The following is a 16,090-nucleotide window of genomic DNA, read 5'->3' on the forward strand; positions in this document are numbered from 1 at the left end:
CGACAAGCGGCGCGAGCGCCGCTTGTGCTTGAGGCGACAAACGGCGCAAATGCGCCGTTTGCGCCGGTCAGGCCGAGGCCTTGATCTTCAGGCTGTCGAGATAGGCGGACGGGTTGGCCGGATCGAATATCTTGCCGTCGAAGAAGGTCTCGACGCCGCGCGACGAGGACGCCGGAATGTCGGCTGCCGCGACGCCGAGGTCCTTCGCCGCTTCGCGCCACAGATCCTCGCGGTTGACCTGATCGACCAGCGCCTTGATGTCGGTGGTCGGCGCGAACTTGCCCCAGCGGATGTTCTCGGCCAGGAACCAGCTGTCGTGGCTCTTGAAAGGGTAGGACACGCCGTCCTTCCAGAACTTCATGTAGAGGTCGGTGCCGTTGGCGACGCGGCCGTTGCCATAGTTGATGTCGCCCTTGAGGCGGCCGATGATGTCGGCGGTCGGCACGTTCATCCATTGCCGCTTGCCGATAATGGCGGCCATCTCGTCCTTGTTCTCCTTGGCCTCGCACCATTGCTGGGCTTCAATGACGGCCATCAGGATCGCCTTGGTGGCGTTCGGGTTCTTCTCGATGAAGGCGGCGCGCAGGCCGAGCGCCTTTTCGGGATGGCCCTTCCAGAGTTCGCCGGTGGTGGCGGCGGTGAAGCCGACGCCCTGGTGGACGAGCTGCTCGTTCCACGGCTCGCCGACGCAGAACACGTCCATGTTGCCGACCTTCATGTTGGCGACCATCTGCGGCGGCGGCACGACGATGGTCGAGACGTCCTTGTCGGGATCGATGCCACCGGCGGCCAGCCAATAGCGCAGCCACAAATCATGGGTGCCACCCGGGAAGGTCATGGCGGCCTTGACCTCCTTGCCTTCGGCCTTCTTGGCGGCGAAGGCGTCCTTAAGCTTGGAGGCGTCGAGGCCGACGCCAGTGGCGGCGTATTCCTGCGCGACCGAAATGCCCTGGCAGTCGTAGTTGAGCCGCGCCACGATCGCCATCGGCAGCGGCTGGTTGTTCTGCGTCACCTTGCCGGTGTGCATCAGGTAGGGCATCGGCGTCAGGATATGGGCGCCGTCGATGCCGTTGGCCTCGCCGCCGAGCATCAGATTGTCGCGCGTCGCGCCCCACGAGGCCTGCTTGAGCACCTCGACATCGGGCATGCCGAACTTCTCGAACAACCCCTTCTCCTTGGCGATCATCAGCGGCGCCGCATCGGTCAGTGCGATGAAGCCGAGCTTGGCGCCGGTGACTTCCGGGGCGGCGGTCGCCGCATAGGCGCCAGAGGGCAGCAGCGCACGCGCGGCCGCCAGGGTTGCCGCGGTGGCAGCACTTGCCATCAGGAAATTGCGGCGAGTCATGCCCTCGAGAAGGGCTTCAGTCTTGATGCGTTTCGTCATCGTCGTCTCCCGTTGGGCACTGCTTGGGATCAGCGCCGTCGATTGCGTGTTCGATCAAAACAAAAAAGCCGCCGGCCAGGCCGCGCGCGTCCGTCCATCCGGGATCGCGTGTTGACCTGAGCGGCAGCTTTGCCTGTAGCGCCCGCCATTGGACGCCTGTTCCGTGACCCCGAGAAGAGTCTGTCTATTGCAAAGCAGGAACCGTGCCAGTTTCGCAATGGATGATAAACATCAATTAAATCAATGATATGATACAATCGTCGGGGCACAGGCCGCAGGGCGCGCAAGCCAAAGATTGTTCATTAGCGCAGTTGCGCGCACAGTTTTTGTGCAATGCACAAGAATGGCGCGAAAATGATCAGGCTTCCGTGCGGATCAATTTCTGGCCGGCAATGTAGGCGTCGATCTCGTCGGGATCGAAGATCTGGCCGTCAAAGAAACCATCCGGGCCGAGCACCAGGCCGGCCCCTGTCGCGCCGACCGCCGTGGCCACGCGCAGCGCGCCCTCGACTTTCGAATTGGCGCCGGGAAGTGCGACCCCAAGCGGCTTCAGCGCTGAGCGGTAGAGGTCGGGCCGATAGCAATCCCGCGCGATGGCGAGATTTTCCGGCGTGTGCGCCACATGCCCCCAGCGCACCATCTGCGTGTAGAACCACAGCGCATGGCTCTTCCACGGAAAGTTCGCCGCCTTGTCGAAGGGCAGGAAGAAGTCGTCGATCGTCCGCTCGGCTCCGTCACCGAGTTGCAGACGGCCGGTCAGGATCGGCATTAGGACGGCCGGCGGCAGGCCGAGGAAGCCGGCCTGCGCCATGACAGCAGCCAGTTCGCCATGGTTGGCCGGATCCTGGCACCAGCGCGCCGAATGGTGCAGCGCGCGCAGCAGTGCCGCCAGTGCCTCGGGGTTTTCGTCCGCCCAGGCCTTGCGCACGCCGACCACCTTCTCCGGGCTGTTCCTCCACAGCAGCGCCTTGACGGTGACGATATGGCCGGTACCGGCGGCGACCGAGGCGCTGTTCCAGGGTTCGCCGACGCAGTAGCCGTCGATGCGACCGGCGGCCAGCGCGTCGGCCATGAAGGGTGGCGGCACGATGACGATCTCGATCTCGCGCTCAGGATCGATACCGCAGGCGGCGAGCCAGTAGCGCAGTTCGTAATTGTGCCCGGAATGGGGATGCACGACGGCGAACCGCAGCGGGTCGCGACCGGCTACAGCGCGCTCGCGGATGAGCGCGCCAAGGGCGGCACCGGCGCGCGCCGGATCGAGGTCGGCTTCGGCGCCATGCGCCACTATCCCGGCCCACACAGTGTTGGAGATGGTGACGCAATTGCCGCCGAGGCCGAGCGAGAACGGCACGATGGTTTCTGAAGCAAGCGGCGTCAGCCCGAGATTGCAGGCGAGCGGCATCGGCCCCAGCATATGCGCGAGATGGAAGTGGCCGATGGCGATGCGGTCGCGGATGTTGGCCCAGGACGTCTCGCGGTGCAGCGTGAGATCGATGCCTTCGCGTGCGGCGAAGCCAAGCTCGCCGGCCGCGACCAGCACGGCGCTGTCGAAGAGCGGCATGAAGCCGGCGGTGATCTGGTGCGCGGCAGTCATGCTCATTCGTCCTCCGCCGGTCCCAGCAACCCGGCGGCAGTCACCAGGCTCTGGGCGATGTCGCTGATCTTGCGGTTCTGGTTCATCGCCGTTTTGCGCAACAGCGTGTAGGCGGCCTCTTCCGTGAGGCCACGCGACTTCATCAGGATGCCCTTGGCGCGATCGATCACCTTGCGGCTCTCGAGTTCGCCGCGAACCTCTTCCAGTTCGCGCGCCATGCGCGAAAAAGCGTTGAAGCGGCTCACCGCCATGTCGAGGATCGGCTTGACCCGCTCTTGCCGCAGACCGTCGACGACATAGGCCGAAACGCCGGCATCGACCGCCGCCTCGATCGAGGCCTGGTCGGAGCGGTCGACGAACATGGCAATCGGCCGCTTCACCGCGCGCGACAGCTGGAACATGTTTTCCAGCATGTCGCGGTTCGGGTTTTCGAGATCGATGACGATGACGTCCGGCTCGATCTCGGCGATCCGCCGCGCAATGCCGGTCACGTCATGGATGACGGTGACCCGCTCATGGCCGGCCTCGCGCAACCCCGCCTCGATGATTGCGGCGCGGATGCGGTTTTCGTCGATCACCAGGACGGCGAGTGCGGTTCGGACCATGCCTGTATTGTGACCAAGCGGGAGAATTGTGCAATGCGGTATGATTGAACAATCCCGACATTCGTCGATCGCGGCCGCCGCCCCTATTCCGCGGCCAGCGCCGTGACCTCGCGGCGGAAGGGCAGTGCGTCACCGATATCGGCCTCATCCAGCTCGCGGGCGAAGCGGTGGCCGGCGTAGGTTGCCCAGGCGATCGGGCCTGGCGCCTCGGCATCGCCGATGATTTTGATCGAGCGGATGCCACTATCGGCCCATTCATCCCGCCGCGCCTTCAATTCCTGCCAGACGCCATCGTCCTGTTGGCGCGACGTCACCAGCACCACGGCGTCCGCGGCGATGTCACGTTGGCTGCCCGTATAGGCGCAGGCCGTGGCAACGCCGCCCGGCACAATGCGCGTCACGGTCCGGTTCAGCACGATCTCAACGCCGAGTTCGGCCAGCCGGCGGTGGATGGCGCCCTGCTCCAGCGTGTTGCGGGTCCAGTCGGACACATAGGCCGACGGCGTCACCAGCGTCACCTTTGCGCCTTGGCGCGCCATCAGCTCGGCTAGAACGCCGCCCATGTAATAGTGGTCGTCGTCGAACAGCACGATGCTGCCGGTCGGCACATTGCCGCCCATCAAATCGTCGGGCGTATAGACCGGCATGGCCGGGTCCACCGACATCGGCACGACATGCGCGCGCGCCACGCCGTCGCGGCGCCATGTCGAGCCGGTGGCGATGGCAATGTTCTGGAAGCCGAAGGCCAGGATGTCCTCGGCCGACAACCGACTCTCGAAATAGACGTCGACATTGGACATCTGGCTGAGCTGATACTGGCGATAGTCGCGCACGCGGCCCCACGCGGAGAGGCCGGGCAAGCGGCATTCGCGCGCCACGCGGCCGCCAAGTTCGGTGCCGGCTTCGGCGATGGCCACCTGGTAGCCGCGCAGGCCGAGTGCACGGGCGGCCTCCAGCCCGGCGGGACCGGCGCCGACGATCAGCACGCTGTCGCTGTCGCCCTTGGCCTGCATGCGTTCTGGATGCCAGCCCTTGCGCCACTCCTCCATGAAGGTCGGGTTCTGCGTGCACCGCGAGATCGACATGGTCATGTCACCGGTGATGCAGATGTTGCAGCCGATACATTCGCGAATATCCTCGATCCTGCCCTCTTCCACCTTCTTCGGCAGGAAGGGATCGGCAATCGACGGCCGGGCACAGCCGATGAAATCAAGCGTACCGGACTTGATCATCTTCACCATCACGTCCGGCGACGTGAAACGACCGACGCCGACGACCGGCTTCGAGGTCAGCGTCTTGATGCCGGACACCAGGCTCTCCTGCGCGCCCTCCTCCTTGAACCGCGACGGCCCGGAACAGTCCTCCCAGGCGCCATGCGCCAGGTCCCAGAGGTCGGGCAGGTCGGCATGCATCTCGATCATGTCGCGGACTTCAGAATTGGCGAAGCCGAACTCGCCGATCATCTCGTCCAGCGACAGCCGCAGCGTCAGGCCGCACGTGTCGCCGATGGCATCCCTGCCCTCTTCGATCAGTTCGCGCATCAGCCGCGAGCGGTTTTCCAGCGAACCGCCATATTCGTCGCTGCGCTGGTTGGTGGCGGTGGACAGGAAGTGCTGGATGATGCCGAAGCCATGCGCGCCGTAGAGGCATACCAGGTCGAAGCCCGCCAGTTTGGCACGTTTGAATGCATTGCGGTGCCAGCGGCGCAGGTCGCGGATATCCTGTTTGTCCATGGCGCGCGCCTGAACCGGATCGTTGGTGAAGGTCCGGATCGGCAAGGCCGACGGCCCGCGCGGTACTTCCTTGGTGTAGAGGTTGGGACCGTTGATGCCTGAATAGGCCAGCTGGATGCCGGCCAGCGCGCCATGCTGGTGCATGGCCTTGGCCATCTTCGCCAAGGCCGGGATATCGGCATCGTCCCACAGCCGGAGCTCGATGAAGGGCGTGATCTCCGAAGTATGGTGCATCTCGGTCTGCTCGGTGAAGATAACGCCCCAGCCGCCTTCCGACTTGATGCGGCGCATCTCGGCCGCGGCCGAAGGGTCGCGATAGCCGCCGCCATTGCAATGCGGCACCTGATAGAAGCGGTTCTTGGCGGTCACCGGACCGATCTTCACCGGCTCGAACAGAATGTCGTAGCGTGGATCGCGCATGGAACGTGCCTTCCTGCCAGTGTCGCCTTGCAACATGCCCGATCATGGTTCGAGCCAAGGCGCAAGCCGGCCAGCCAGTGGGTTGATGCCGTGAGACTATTCATAAGTTGCGGCAGGCGCCGGGAAACTAGAGATTTCTTCTGTGCCGGTTAGGCCGCGCCTAATCGCCCCCGCCGGGATTAGCATCCGCTGAATCCTGGCTGAGCCAAATGCGACTTCAAGGCCGCGGCCACGCGATGCTAGAAGTGCCGACGGCCAACGAGACACAAGACGCATGGACAGCATCCAGATCCTTGAAAAGCTGATCGCCTTCCCGACAGTAAGCCGCGACTCGAACCTCGCTCTCATCGGCTACGTGGCGGACCTGCTGGACACGCACGGCATTGCTTGCCAGATCATCCGGAGCGAAGACGGCCACAAGGCCAACCTGTTTGCCACCATCGGACCGGCCGAAACGTCCGGCATCATGCTGTCCGGTCACACCGACGTCGTTCCCGTTGACGGCCAGGCCTGGACGCTGCCGCCCTTCGAGATGACGAGGCGCGACGGCAAGCTTTACGGGCGCGGCGCCGCCGACATGAAGGGTTTTGTGGCCTGCGCGCTCTCGGCCTGCCTCAAGGCCTCGAAAATGGCGCTGCGCACGCCGCTGCACCTGGCACTCTCCTACGACGAGGAGATCGGCTGCATCGGCGTGCGCAGCCTGATCGACATGCTGCGGGCGGCCCCGCAAAAACCGTTGCTGTGCATCGTCGGCGAGCCGACCGACATGCAGGTGGCGACGGGTCACAAGGGCAAGCTTGCCGCGCGCGCCATGTGCAAGGGACGCGAGGGCCATTCGGCGCTGGCCCCGCTGGCGCTCAACGCCATCCATCTCGGCTGCGACTTCGTCGCCGCTTTGCGCCGCGAGCAGGACCGGCTGGTGCGCGATGGCGCCCGCGACGGCGACTACGACATTGCCTACACGACCGTCCATGTCGGCAAGATCAACGCCGGCGTGGCGCTGAACATCGTGCCGAACCTTTGCCAGGTCGACTTCGAGATCCGCAATGTCGCCGCCGACGACCGGCGCGAAATTCTCGAGCGCCTGCGCGTGGAGGCCGCGCACATTGCCACTGATGCCTCGACCATCGCGCCCGAGGCGGCGATCGACATCGACATCACCAACACCTATCCCGGCCTGGATACGCCGGTGAGTTCGCAGGCCGTCGCCTTCGTCAAATCGCTGACCGGCGCCAACAACACCATCAAGGTCGCCTTCGGCACGGAAGGCGGCCTGTTCAGCCGCGATCTCGGCACGCCGACGATCGTCTGCGGACCGGGATCGATGGCGCAGGGGCACAAGCCGGACGAATTCGTCAGTGTCGAGCAGATGCACCGCTGCGACGACATGCTGGAAAAATTGCTGCACCGGCTTGCCGACCAGCAGCTTCAACTGGCGTAATGGACGGATCGGGGTTCAACGGAGTCGCGCAACCGGGCGCTACTTCTGCGGAACCGCTGCCTGGCCGACGGCCCGCTCGGCGCCGAACACGCCTTGCTCGACCACAAAATGCCGGCAATGGTCGATGAACGCCTGGACGGTTTGCGTGCGATGTTCGGAGTTGGGCAAGGCGACGCCCATGGTCAGCGGCCGCAGATCACCGTCCAGCGGCACAAAGACCAGCGGCTTGCCGTCCGGCGCCAGCGTGTTGAGCGGCCGCATGTTGGCAATGCCGTAGCCGAAGCCGTTCGCCACCATGGAACGCATGACCGCGATGTCGCCGGTGCGCTCGGCAATGTTGGGCCGGATTCCCCGCTGGTGGAACGCCGACAGGAAATATTCGCGGCTGAACGGCAGGTCGAGCAGCACCATCGGCTCGTCGGCCAGCTCCTCGGTCGTGATCGACGCCTTGGCCGCGAAACGATGCCCCGCCGGCAGCATGACATAGGCCGGCACCAGCATCAGCGGCTCGAAGGTCATGTCCTGCGACAGTTCGAGATCGTAGGTCAGCGCAAGGTCGATTTCGCCGCGCTGCAGCATCTCGAGCAATTGCCCCTGATTGCGCTCGAACTGCCGCACGCGCACATCGGGATAGGCGCGCTCGAACCGCATCCGCAGTGCCGGCAGCACGATCTGCGCGAACGTCAGCAGGCATCCCACGGCCAGCGGGCCGCGCACCTTTTCGGCAAAATCGCCGGCGACGTCATGCAAGGCGTCGGCATCGTTGAGCAGCCTTGCGGCCTCCTTGAGGAAGATGCGACCGCCGGCCGTGAGCGAGAGCCCGTGCGAATGCTTGCGGACAAAAAGCTGGACGCCGAACTCGGTTTCCAGTTGAGCAATGGACGCCGAAATCGATGGCGGCGATACATTGACCTGTTCGGCCGCCTTGGCGATGGAACCCGCCTCGCCCACGGCGACGAAATATTCCAGCTGTCTGAGCGTGAAGCGTAGCGGCATGGCTGGCTATGTTGCCGGTTTGGGGGCTTCGATCAAGCCTTGGCGCCCATCAGTATTTGATCCATGTCGTTTTGAGCGCGGTGTACTTGTCGAGCGCATGCAGCGACAGGTCGCGGCCGAAGCCGGATTGCTTGAAGCCGCCGAACGGCGTCATCGGGCTCAGCGCATCGACCGTGTTGACGGAAACCGTGCCGGCATGGAGCCGGCCAGCGATGCGGTGCGCGCGCGACAGGCTGTCGGTCCACAGCGACGCTGCCAGCCCGTAGGGGCTGTCATTGGCGATGCGGATCGCGTCGGCCTCGTCGTCGAAGGCGATGACCGAAAGCACCGGCCCAAAGATCTCGTCGCGGGCAATCGGATCGCCAGGCGCGACATCGTCGAAGATGGTGGGCTGGACAAAACTGCCGCGCCCGTTGACCGTGACCAGATCGCCGCCCGCGACCAGGCGCGCGGTTTTCTTGCCGGCCTCGACGAACCGCATGACATTGGCCGCGTGGCGGGCATCGACCATCGCGCCCATTTTCGAAGCCGGATCGAGCGGATCGCCGGGCTGCGTGGCCGCCGCACGACGCACCAGTTTCTCCACCAGAGCATCCTTGATGCCGCGTTGGACGAGCAGGCGTGAATTGGCGGAACAGACCTCGCCCTGGTTGAAGAAGATGCCGAAGGCCGCCATATCGGCCGCCGCATCGAGATCGCCGCAGTCGGCAAAGACGAGGTTCGGGCTCTTGCCGCCGGTCTCCAGCCAGACCTGCTTCATGTTCGACTGACCGGAATATTGCAGGAACAGCTTGCCGACGGCGGTCGAACCGGTAAAGGCAAGGCAGTCCACATCCATGTGACGGCCAAGCGCCTGGCCGGCGGTTTCGCCAAGGCCCGGCACCACATTTAGCACGCCAGCCGGCAGGCCCGCTTCAATGGCCAGTTCCGCCAGAAACAGGGCCGACAGAGGCGATTGCTCGGCGGGTTTCAGCACCACCGAATTGCCCGCCGCCAGCGCCGGCGCGCACTTCCAGGTCGCCATGTCGAGCGGGAAGTTCCACGGCACCACCGCGCCGATCACGCCAAGCGGCTCGCGCCGCACCAGCACCAGATCGCCTTCGCCGGTCGGCGCCACTTCGCCATAGATCTTGTCGATGGCCTCACCATACCATTGGAAGATCGCCGCCGATCCGGGGACGTCGACCGAGGCCGCATCCTTGACCAGCTTGCCCATGTCGAGCGATTCGAGCAACGCCAGCTCATGCAGGTTGTCGCGCAGCAATTGCGCCAGCCGCAGCAGCACCTCCTTGCGATGCGCTGGGCTGGTGCGTGACCAGACGCCGGCGTTGAAGCTGCGCCTAGCGGCGGCAACCGCCAGATCGATGTCTTCCTCGCCACAGGACGCCACTTCGGCCAGCACCTCGCCCGTTGCCGGATTGACGCTGGCGAAGGTTCGGCCCGAACGCGCCGCAACCGTCTTGCCGTCGATGAACGCCTTGTCGCGAAAACGGATGGCGGACGCCTTGCCGATCCAGTCCTTGTGGCTGAGCTCACTCATCGCAGGTGACCCCTGTCTTGACTATTCGTCGCCCGGCACGCCGTAGCTCGGCGCGTCGGATGGGTTGATCGCGCGGGTCACATAGGCATCGAGCTGTGGCTTGTAGAGTTCCCACAAGCTTGCCAATTGCTCGATCGGGCAGGCGTCGGTCCAGTCGCAGCGCAGGTCGGCGACCGGCCACGCAACCTCGCGCACCAGCTTCATGCCGGCCGAATGGACAGGGCCGGCCTCGCCGCCAGCCTTCAGCGCGGCACGCATGGTCGCGACGAGGCGGTCGCCCAGATGCCCTTCCGACGCCAGGAAGGCGTCGACCATGGCTTGTGGCACGCCGTCATGGGCCAGCATGTTGCCGCCGCAGGCAACATTGTCCGCGCGTGCTTCGGCCCAAATGCCAAGCGCTTTCGGCCCTGAATGGATCGCGGTCGTCCCGGCGGCGTCGACAGCCAGCACCTGTCGGTATTCGGGATAGGCACCGGTGCGCTTCAATATGGCAATCGCCTCCGCCGCCGACGCGCCGCGCGCCAGCAATTCGAGGCCTCGCAGCCCGAGCGTCGGATCGGTGACGTTCTGGCTGGCAATGGCGCCGACGCCTGCCTGCGCATAGGCGCAGCGCGCCGCCACCGCGGGTGACGAGGAGGATACCGCGACCCCGAACATGCCGGTGCGGCTGCACCGCGCGACAATGGAGAATGTCATGACTTTTAATCCTGGATGATCGAAGTGCGATCATCCGGAATGATCGAAGTGCGATCATCCGGAATGATCGAAGTGCGATCATCCGGAATGACGGCGGTGCCGTCGATCTCGACCAGCCAGTCCGGCCGCGCCAGAGCCTGCACGACAAGGCCGGTCGAAACCGGATGTACGCCTTTGATGTACTCGCCCATGGTGCGGTAGACCGCCTCGCGATAGCGCACGTCGGTGATGTAGACCACCACCTTGACCAGGTGCTCCATGGTGCCGCCGCACTCCTCGATCAGCTGGCGGATGTTCTGCATGACCTTGTGCGTCTGCTCGACCGGATCATGGCTGTCGATATTCTTGGCCGTGTCGAGATCCTGCGGGCACTGGCCGCGCAGATAGACGGTCCTGCCGCCCCGCGTAACGACCGCCTGGCACAGATCATTGTCGAGCTTCTGCTCGGGATAGGTGTCCTTGGTGTTGAACTTGCGAATTCTTGTATGCGCCATCTTGGTCTCCGTCGGATCAGACTCGAGGTCGGGACGTCCGTTTCTATGCCACCTTGGTCTCGCGCTTCGCGGACGCATGGTAAGCTAGGTACTTGCGCTGCGTGGAAATATGGTCCGCCACATGCTGGGCGTCGTGCCACACGCCCCAGATGAAGCTCGACCCCCTGCGCGATTGCCATGGCAAGCCGAGGAAATAGATCCCGGGCTCGGTCGACACACCGCGCTGGTGCCTGGGCTTGCCCTTTTGGTCGAACACATCGACCTTCAGCCAATTGTAATCGACGGTGAAGCCCGTCGCCCAGATGATCGAACCTATCCCGGCTTCCGCCAGGTTCAGAGCAAGAATGGGATCGGTCACGCATTGCGGATCCGGGCCGATCTTGCGGGCCTCGGGCTCCTGGGGAAGGTCAAGGCCGTTGCGGGCAACATAGGCGTCGGCCTCGTCCAGCACCGACATGTAGTTCGCATCGCCGCGCGCGATATTTTTGGCCAGATCGGGTGCGAAGGTCATGACACCGTTCCTGTAGGATTCCGTCCGGCCAACCAGCGTCATCCCTTGCCCGGCAAGACGCCGGAAATCGATCGTCTGGCCGCCACGCGCACCGCTCACCGCGATGGTGACATGTTCGGTGCCGGGCGCCGGCGCCTGGGCGTCCCACTTGCCCAAAACCCCCAGCCACCAGCAGAAGTCACGCTCGCGATAGGCCCGCGGCGGCCGATCGTGCGGCCCGACCGAGAGATAGACACGCCTTCCCGCACGCTGGAGTTCGTCGGCGATCTGCACCCCCGAAGACCCGGAACCGACCACCAGCACCGCCCCTTCGGGCAACTGGCCGGGATTTCGATAGGCGCTGGAATGGATCTGCATCGGTCCGGCATCCCCGGGAACGACCGCCGGGATGACCGGATGCTGGAAAGCGCCGGTGGCGGCAACCACGCTTCTGGCCTCGATCACGCCATCCGAGGTTTCGACTTGGAAACCGGGACGGCCGACAAGCCTTTGCACGTTCCTGACCTCCACGCCGCAGCGGATGGGGGCAGCGATCATGTCGGCGTAAGCGACAAAATAATCCGCGACCTTCTCCTTGGCGACAAAGGCATCGGGACCAGCATCCGGAAATTCCATGCCGGGAAAACGATCATGCCAGGCGGGACCATTGGCAACAAGTGAGTCCCATCTTTCGGAGCGCCAGCGTTCGGCAATGCGGCTCCGCTCCAGCACGAGGTGAGGCACGCCGCATTTGCTCAGATGCTCGCTCATGGCCAACCCCGCCTGGCCGCCGCCAACAACAAGCGTGTCTACTGTTTCGACTGGCATTTCAGCGGCCCTTTCTGGCTCTCCCCGAGAGTTTCTGCGGATGCGGCGGAGGTCTGATCGTTGGTTTACTGGAGGGACCGGACAGCGAAAATTACGATTTCATGTGGCAGTGGTTAGCTTGTCCCTAAATGCCGGAAGCAGGGACGAAGGTGTGGAGCGCAGGGCGTGGATATCGCAGTTGGACAGACGCAATGGGGCGGCTCAGAGATAAAGGCTTCTGGCCGCCTTGGACGAGAGCAGCTCCTTTGCCGGTCCTTCCTGGGCGACCTTGCCCTTGACCAGGACATAGCCGCGATCGGCGATGCCCAGCCCCATTTCGGCATTCTGTTCGATCAACAGGATGGTCGTGCCTTGGCGATGGATCTCCCGGGTGATCTCGAAATACTCGCCGATGAGTTTCGGCGAGAGACCGAGCGACGGTTCGTCCATGATCACCAGCTTGGGTTCGCCGATCAGCGCGCGCGCCAGCGCCACCATCGCCTGTTCGCCGCCCGACAGAGTCCCGGCGACCTGGCGCAAGCGCTCCTGGATGCGCGGAAACAGCTTGCACATCTTGTCCAGCTGCGCCGCGAAATTGGGACCCCTGCCCGACACCGCGTCGTAACCCAGGCGCAAATTCTCGCTCACGGTCAGGCCAGGGAACAGCCGGCGCCCTTCCGGAACGAGGCCGACACCGAGCGACGCCAGGTTTTCCGTCCCTAACGTCGCCATGTCCCGGCCCATCACCTCGACCTTGCCGCGCTGCGCTCGCACGACACCGCAGACGGTCATGAAGGTTGTCGTCTTGCCGGCGCCATTCGGCCCGAGCAGGCAGACCAGTTCGCCGGGGCGCACGCTCATCGCCACGCCGCGCAGCATCGGCACCGCACCGTAGGCGGTATCGACATCCCTGAGTTCAAGCATCGGCGACCGCCTTCCCGAGATAGGCTTCCTGGACGCGCGGGTCGGCGCGCACCGCCGCGAAGTCGCCCTCGGCGATCTTGCTGCCATAGTCGATGCAGGTGACGTGCTGCGGGAAAGCTTCGACCACCCGCATGTCGTGCTCGATCAGCACCACCGACAGTTCCGGGTTTAGCGCGCGCAGCCGCGCGATGTCGGCCACCAGCGCGTCGGTTTCCGTATCGTCCATGCCGACCGATGGCTCGTCGAGCAGCAAGAGCTTGGGCTGCGAGGCAAGCGCTCGGGCGATTTCTAGCCGCCGCCTGTCGGCCTGCGCCAGCGTGCCCGCCGGCCGGTAGCGTTGTTCGAACAGGTCGCCGGAGCCGAGCTTGAGCAGGGTTTCGGCCTTTTCCACGCAGGCCGCCATCTCGCGGCGCGACGCGCCGGGCCGAAACAGCGCGGTCAGCACGCCGGTCCTGGTGCGGGTGTGCATACCGATGATAACGTTGTCGAGCACGCTGAGGTCAGAGAACAGCCGCGACGACTGGAATGTGCGGGCGATGCCGCGCTCGACCACTTCGTAGGACGGGCGGCCGGTGATCTCGGCGCCGTCAAACGTCACCCGGCCGGAGGTCGGCCGGTAGACGCCGGTCACGACATTGAACAACGTCGACTTGCCGGCGCCGTTCGGGCCGATGACGGCAAGCACCGCGCCCTTGTCGATCGACAGGCTGACATCGTTGAGCGCGACCAGGCCGCCGAAGCGCATCGTCAAATTCTCGACCTTGAGAAGCGCGCTCACTGCTCGCCTCCGTAGCGCCGCATGCGTTGCGGGAACAGACCCTGCGGCCGGATCATCAGGAAGCCGATGATGACGACGCCGAAGAACAGCAGGCGGTAGTCGGCGAAGGCGCGCAGTTTCTCGGGCAGGATGGTCAGCAGGAACGCACCGACGATGACACCGAAAATATTGTCCATGCCGCCGACGATGACCATGGTCATGATGGTGACCGAGACCAGGAAGGTGAAATTGTCGGGAGAAATGTAGGACACGTAGAAGGCGTAGATCGTGCCGGCAAAGGCGGCGAGAAAGGCATCGACCGCGAAGGCCAGCACCTTGAACCACGCCACGTTGATGCCTTGCGCCTTGGCGGCGATCTCGTCGGCGCGCAGCGCGTTCCAGGCCAACCCGATGCGCGAGCCGTGCAGCCGGTGCGCGGTGACGATGGCGATGACGACCAGTGCGGCCGACAGATAATAGAAGTTCGCCTGGCTCGGCAGCTTCCAGCCGAAGATCACCAGCGGATCGGCAAAGGAATGGCCGAACAGGCTGGGCGCCGGAATGCCGACCAGTCCGTTGGGTCCGCCGGTCCAGCTGAAATTGTTCAGCAATTGCTGGACCACGACACCGAAGGCGATGGTGACAAGCGCCAGGTAGGTGTCGCGCGTGCGCATCGACGGAATGCCGATGATGAACCCGAACAGCGTTGCCGCCAGCGCCGCGACCGGCAGCGTCAGCCAGAAGCTGACGCCGAAATTGATCGCCAGCAGTGCCGATACATAGGCGCCGATGCCGTAGGAAGCGCCGGTGGCGAAGTTCGGAATGTTGGCGCTGCCGAGTTGGAAATTGAGCGCCAGCGCCAGCACGGCATAGAGCTCGGCGACGATCAGCAGATGCAGGATATAGGTGTTCGAGCCGACGAAGAACGGAAAGGCCAGCACGATGACCGCCGCGGTGACCATCGCCACGAGGGGAACCCGGGCGAAGCTCGCCAACGCATAGTCCGCGATCCACGGCAGCCTCTCCAAGAGATAGAAGCCGAGGCCGAGCAAGGCCAGAAGGCCGACCACCTGCCAGCCGCCGTCGACCCTGAGGATGAGGTAGAGGAAAGCTGCCCCGATGAGTTGCGACGCGATGGCGAAGGCCGTGGCCGCGGCTATGCCCGGCGCGTCGGGTGAAGCACGACCCTGCATGCTAGACTTTCTCCATGACGGTGCGCCCAAGCAGGCCGGCGGGGCGGAAGATGAGCACGGCAATGACGAGCAGGAAGACGAAGACCAGCCGGTAGGAAGCACCGTCCGGCACGAATGTCTGCGCCAGCACCTCGATGCCCGCGATGATCAGTCCGCCCAGTATGGCGCCCGGCATCGAACCGAGGCCGCCGATCACGGCGGCGGAAAAGCCGAGCAGGCCGGCCATGACGCCGAAGTCGAACCGTGTCACGCCGGCATAGCTTGCGAACAGAAGCCCGGCGATGGCGCCGATCGCTGACGCGATGAAGAACGTCGCCCGGAAGACGCGCGCATCGCGGATGCCCATCATGCGCGCCACGACCCGGTCCTCCGAGGCCGCCCGGATGCGCAGGCCGAGCGGCGTCATGCGCAGGAAGACGAACAGCATCGCCACCAGCGCGACGGTCAGCACCACCACCAACAGCGCGAACCAGCTGATCGCAACGCCGGAAATTTCGAATGCCATGCCCGACACCAGGCGTGGGAAGGCGTGCGGGTTCGACCCTTGCGGATAGAGATGGCGGATCAGTTCGCGGATGACGATGCCGAGCGCCACCGTCGCCACCAGCGCCATCATGGCGGGCGCGTCGCGGAAGCGCCGGATGACCACCTTGTCCAGCAGGACGCCGATCAAGCCGACGGCGAGCACGGCGACAGGAACCGCAAGCACCAGCCAGGCGGGGCCCGAGGCACCAAGTGCCGTCGCCAACGCCTGGGCCAGCGCCAGAGTAATGAACGGCGCCGTCATCGCGACATCACCGTGCGAGAAATGAATGACGTTCAACACACCGAAGATCAGGCTGAATCCGATGGCCAGCAAGGCATAGATGCAGCCAAGGGTTATCCAGTTCACCAGTTGCTGGACAAGCAGTTCCGCCATGCGGTCCGTCTCTCGATTGAAGCCGACAAGTATCAACCGTGGTGCCGGGCCGACAGAACGAATCTCCGAACTCACGAGTCACAATTTCCGAATT

At 64.5% G+C, this 16,090-nt stretch carries 14 protein-coding genes; 1 reads left to right on the top strand and 13 read right to left on the bottom strand.

Going from position 1 to position 16,090, the window contains the following annotated elements:
- Window positions 1-67: 67 nt before the first annotated feature.
- The 4 genes from ACFOJ9_RS23285 to ACFOJ9_RS23300 all read right to left on the bottom strand — a co-directional run bounded on the left by ACFOJ9_RS23285 (window position 68) and on the right by ACFOJ9_RS23300 (window position 5,739).
- Window positions 68-1,384: a CmpA/NrtA family ABC transporter substrate-binding protein gene (locus ACFOJ9_RS23285; RefSeq protein ID WP_378981701.1), complete on the bottom strand. Its 1,317-nt coding sequence runs from the start codon at window positions 1,382-1,384 to the stop codon at window positions 68-70.
- Between the two features lie 358 nt (window positions 1,385-1,742).
- A complete protein-coding gene (locus ACFOJ9_RS23290; protein WP_378987996.1) occupies window positions 1,743-2,981 on the bottom strand; it encodes a CmpA/NrtA family ABC transporter substrate-binding protein in 1,239 nt (412 codons plus the stop codon).
- A gap of 2 nt (window positions 2,982-2,983) precedes the next feature.
- Window positions 2,984-3,586: an ANTAR domain-containing response regulator gene (locus ACFOJ9_RS23295; protein WP_378981703.1), complete on the bottom strand. Its 603-nt coding sequence runs from the start codon at window positions 3,584-3,586 to the stop codon at window positions 2,984-2,986.
- Window positions 3,587-3,669: 83 nt separating this feature from the next.
- Window positions 3,670-5,739: an oxidoreductase gene (locus ACFOJ9_RS23300; RefSeq protein ID WP_378981705.1), complete on the bottom strand. Its 2,070-nt coding sequence runs from the start codon at window positions 5,737-5,739 to the stop codon at window positions 3,670-3,672.
- Window positions 5,740-6,013: 274 nt separating this feature from the next.
- Between ACFOJ9_RS23300 and argE the strand changes: the two genes are divergently transcribed.
- The gene (argE, locus tag ACFOJ9_RS23305) at window positions 6,014-7,180 is read left to right on the top strand and encodes an acetylornithine deacetylase (protein ID WP_378981707.1); all 1,167 of its coding nucleotides are present in this window, start codon (window positions 6,014-6,016) and stop codon (window positions 7,178-7,180) included.
- 39 nt (window positions 7,181-7,219) lie between these two features.
- On the opposite strand, the gene ACFOJ9_RS23310 is transcribed toward argE, so the two are convergent.
- From ACFOJ9_RS23310 to ACFOJ9_RS23350, 9 genes are all read right to left on the bottom strand, one after another.
- Window positions 7,220-8,176, bottom strand: a complete 957-nt coding sequence (locus ACFOJ9_RS23310; protein ID WP_378981709.1) for a LysR family transcriptional regulator — start codon at window positions 8,174-8,176, stop codon at window positions 7,220-7,222.
- 49 nt (window positions 8,177-8,225) lie between these two features.
- Window positions 8,226-9,716, bottom strand: coding sequence for an aldehyde dehydrogenase (locus ACFOJ9_RS23315; protein WP_378981711.1), 1,491 nt, complete (start codon window positions 9,714-9,716; stop codon window positions 8,226-8,228).
- A 21-nt stretch (window positions 9,717-9,737) separates the two neighbouring features.
- Window positions 9,738-10,412: a DUF1028 domain-containing protein gene (locus ACFOJ9_RS23320; protein WP_378981713.1), complete on the bottom strand. Its 675-nt coding sequence runs from the start codon at window positions 10,410-10,412 to the stop codon at window positions 9,738-9,740.
- Window positions 10,413-10,417: 5 nt separating this feature from the next.
- Complete coding sequence (locus ACFOJ9_RS23325) at window positions 10,418-10,906, bottom strand: RidA family protein (protein WP_378981715.1); 489 nt, start codon at window positions 10,904-10,906, stop codon at window positions 10,418-10,420.
- 43 nt (window positions 10,907-10,949) lie between these two features.
- Window positions 10,950-12,224, bottom strand: a complete 1,275-nt coding sequence (locus ACFOJ9_RS23330) for a flavin-containing monooxygenase (protein WP_378981717.1) — start codon at window positions 12,222-12,224, stop codon at window positions 10,950-10,952.
- A 201-nt stretch (window positions 12,225-12,425) separates the two neighbouring features.
- The gene (locus ACFOJ9_RS23335; RefSeq protein ID WP_378981719.1) at window positions 12,426-13,127 is read right to left on the bottom strand and encodes an ABC transporter ATP-binding protein; all 702 of its coding nucleotides are present in this window, start codon (window positions 13,125-13,127) and stop codon (window positions 12,426-12,428) included.
- Window positions 13,120-13,905 (bottom strand): ABC transporter ATP-binding protein, encoded by a 786-nt coding sequence (locus tag ACFOJ9_RS23340; protein ID WP_378981721.1) that lies wholly within the window; start codon window positions 13,903-13,905, stop codon window positions 13,120-13,122. Before ACFOJ9_RS23340 ends, ACFOJ9_RS23335 begins: the two co-directional genes overlap by 8 nt.
- Complete coding sequence (locus ACFOJ9_RS23345) at window positions 13,902-15,077, bottom strand: branched-chain amino acid ABC transporter permease (protein ID WP_378981723.1); 1,176 nt, start codon at window positions 15,075-15,077, stop codon at window positions 13,902-13,904. The genes ACFOJ9_RS23340 and ACFOJ9_RS23345 overlap by 4 nt, the downstream gene beginning before the upstream one ends.
- A gap of 1 nt (window position 15,078) precedes the next feature.
- The gene (locus ACFOJ9_RS23350; protein ID WP_023809431.1) at window positions 15,079-15,996 is read right to left on the bottom strand and encodes a branched-chain amino acid ABC transporter permease; all 918 of its coding nucleotides are present in this window, start codon (window positions 15,994-15,996) and stop codon (window positions 15,079-15,081) included.
- Window positions 15,997-16,090 lie beyond the last annotated feature (94 nt).

The organism is Mesorhizobium cantuariense (assembly GCF_042647205.1).
Taxonomy (GTDB): domain Bacteria; phylum Pseudomonadota; class Alphaproteobacteria; order Rhizobiales; family Rhizobiaceae; genus Mesorhizobium; species Mesorhizobium cantuariense.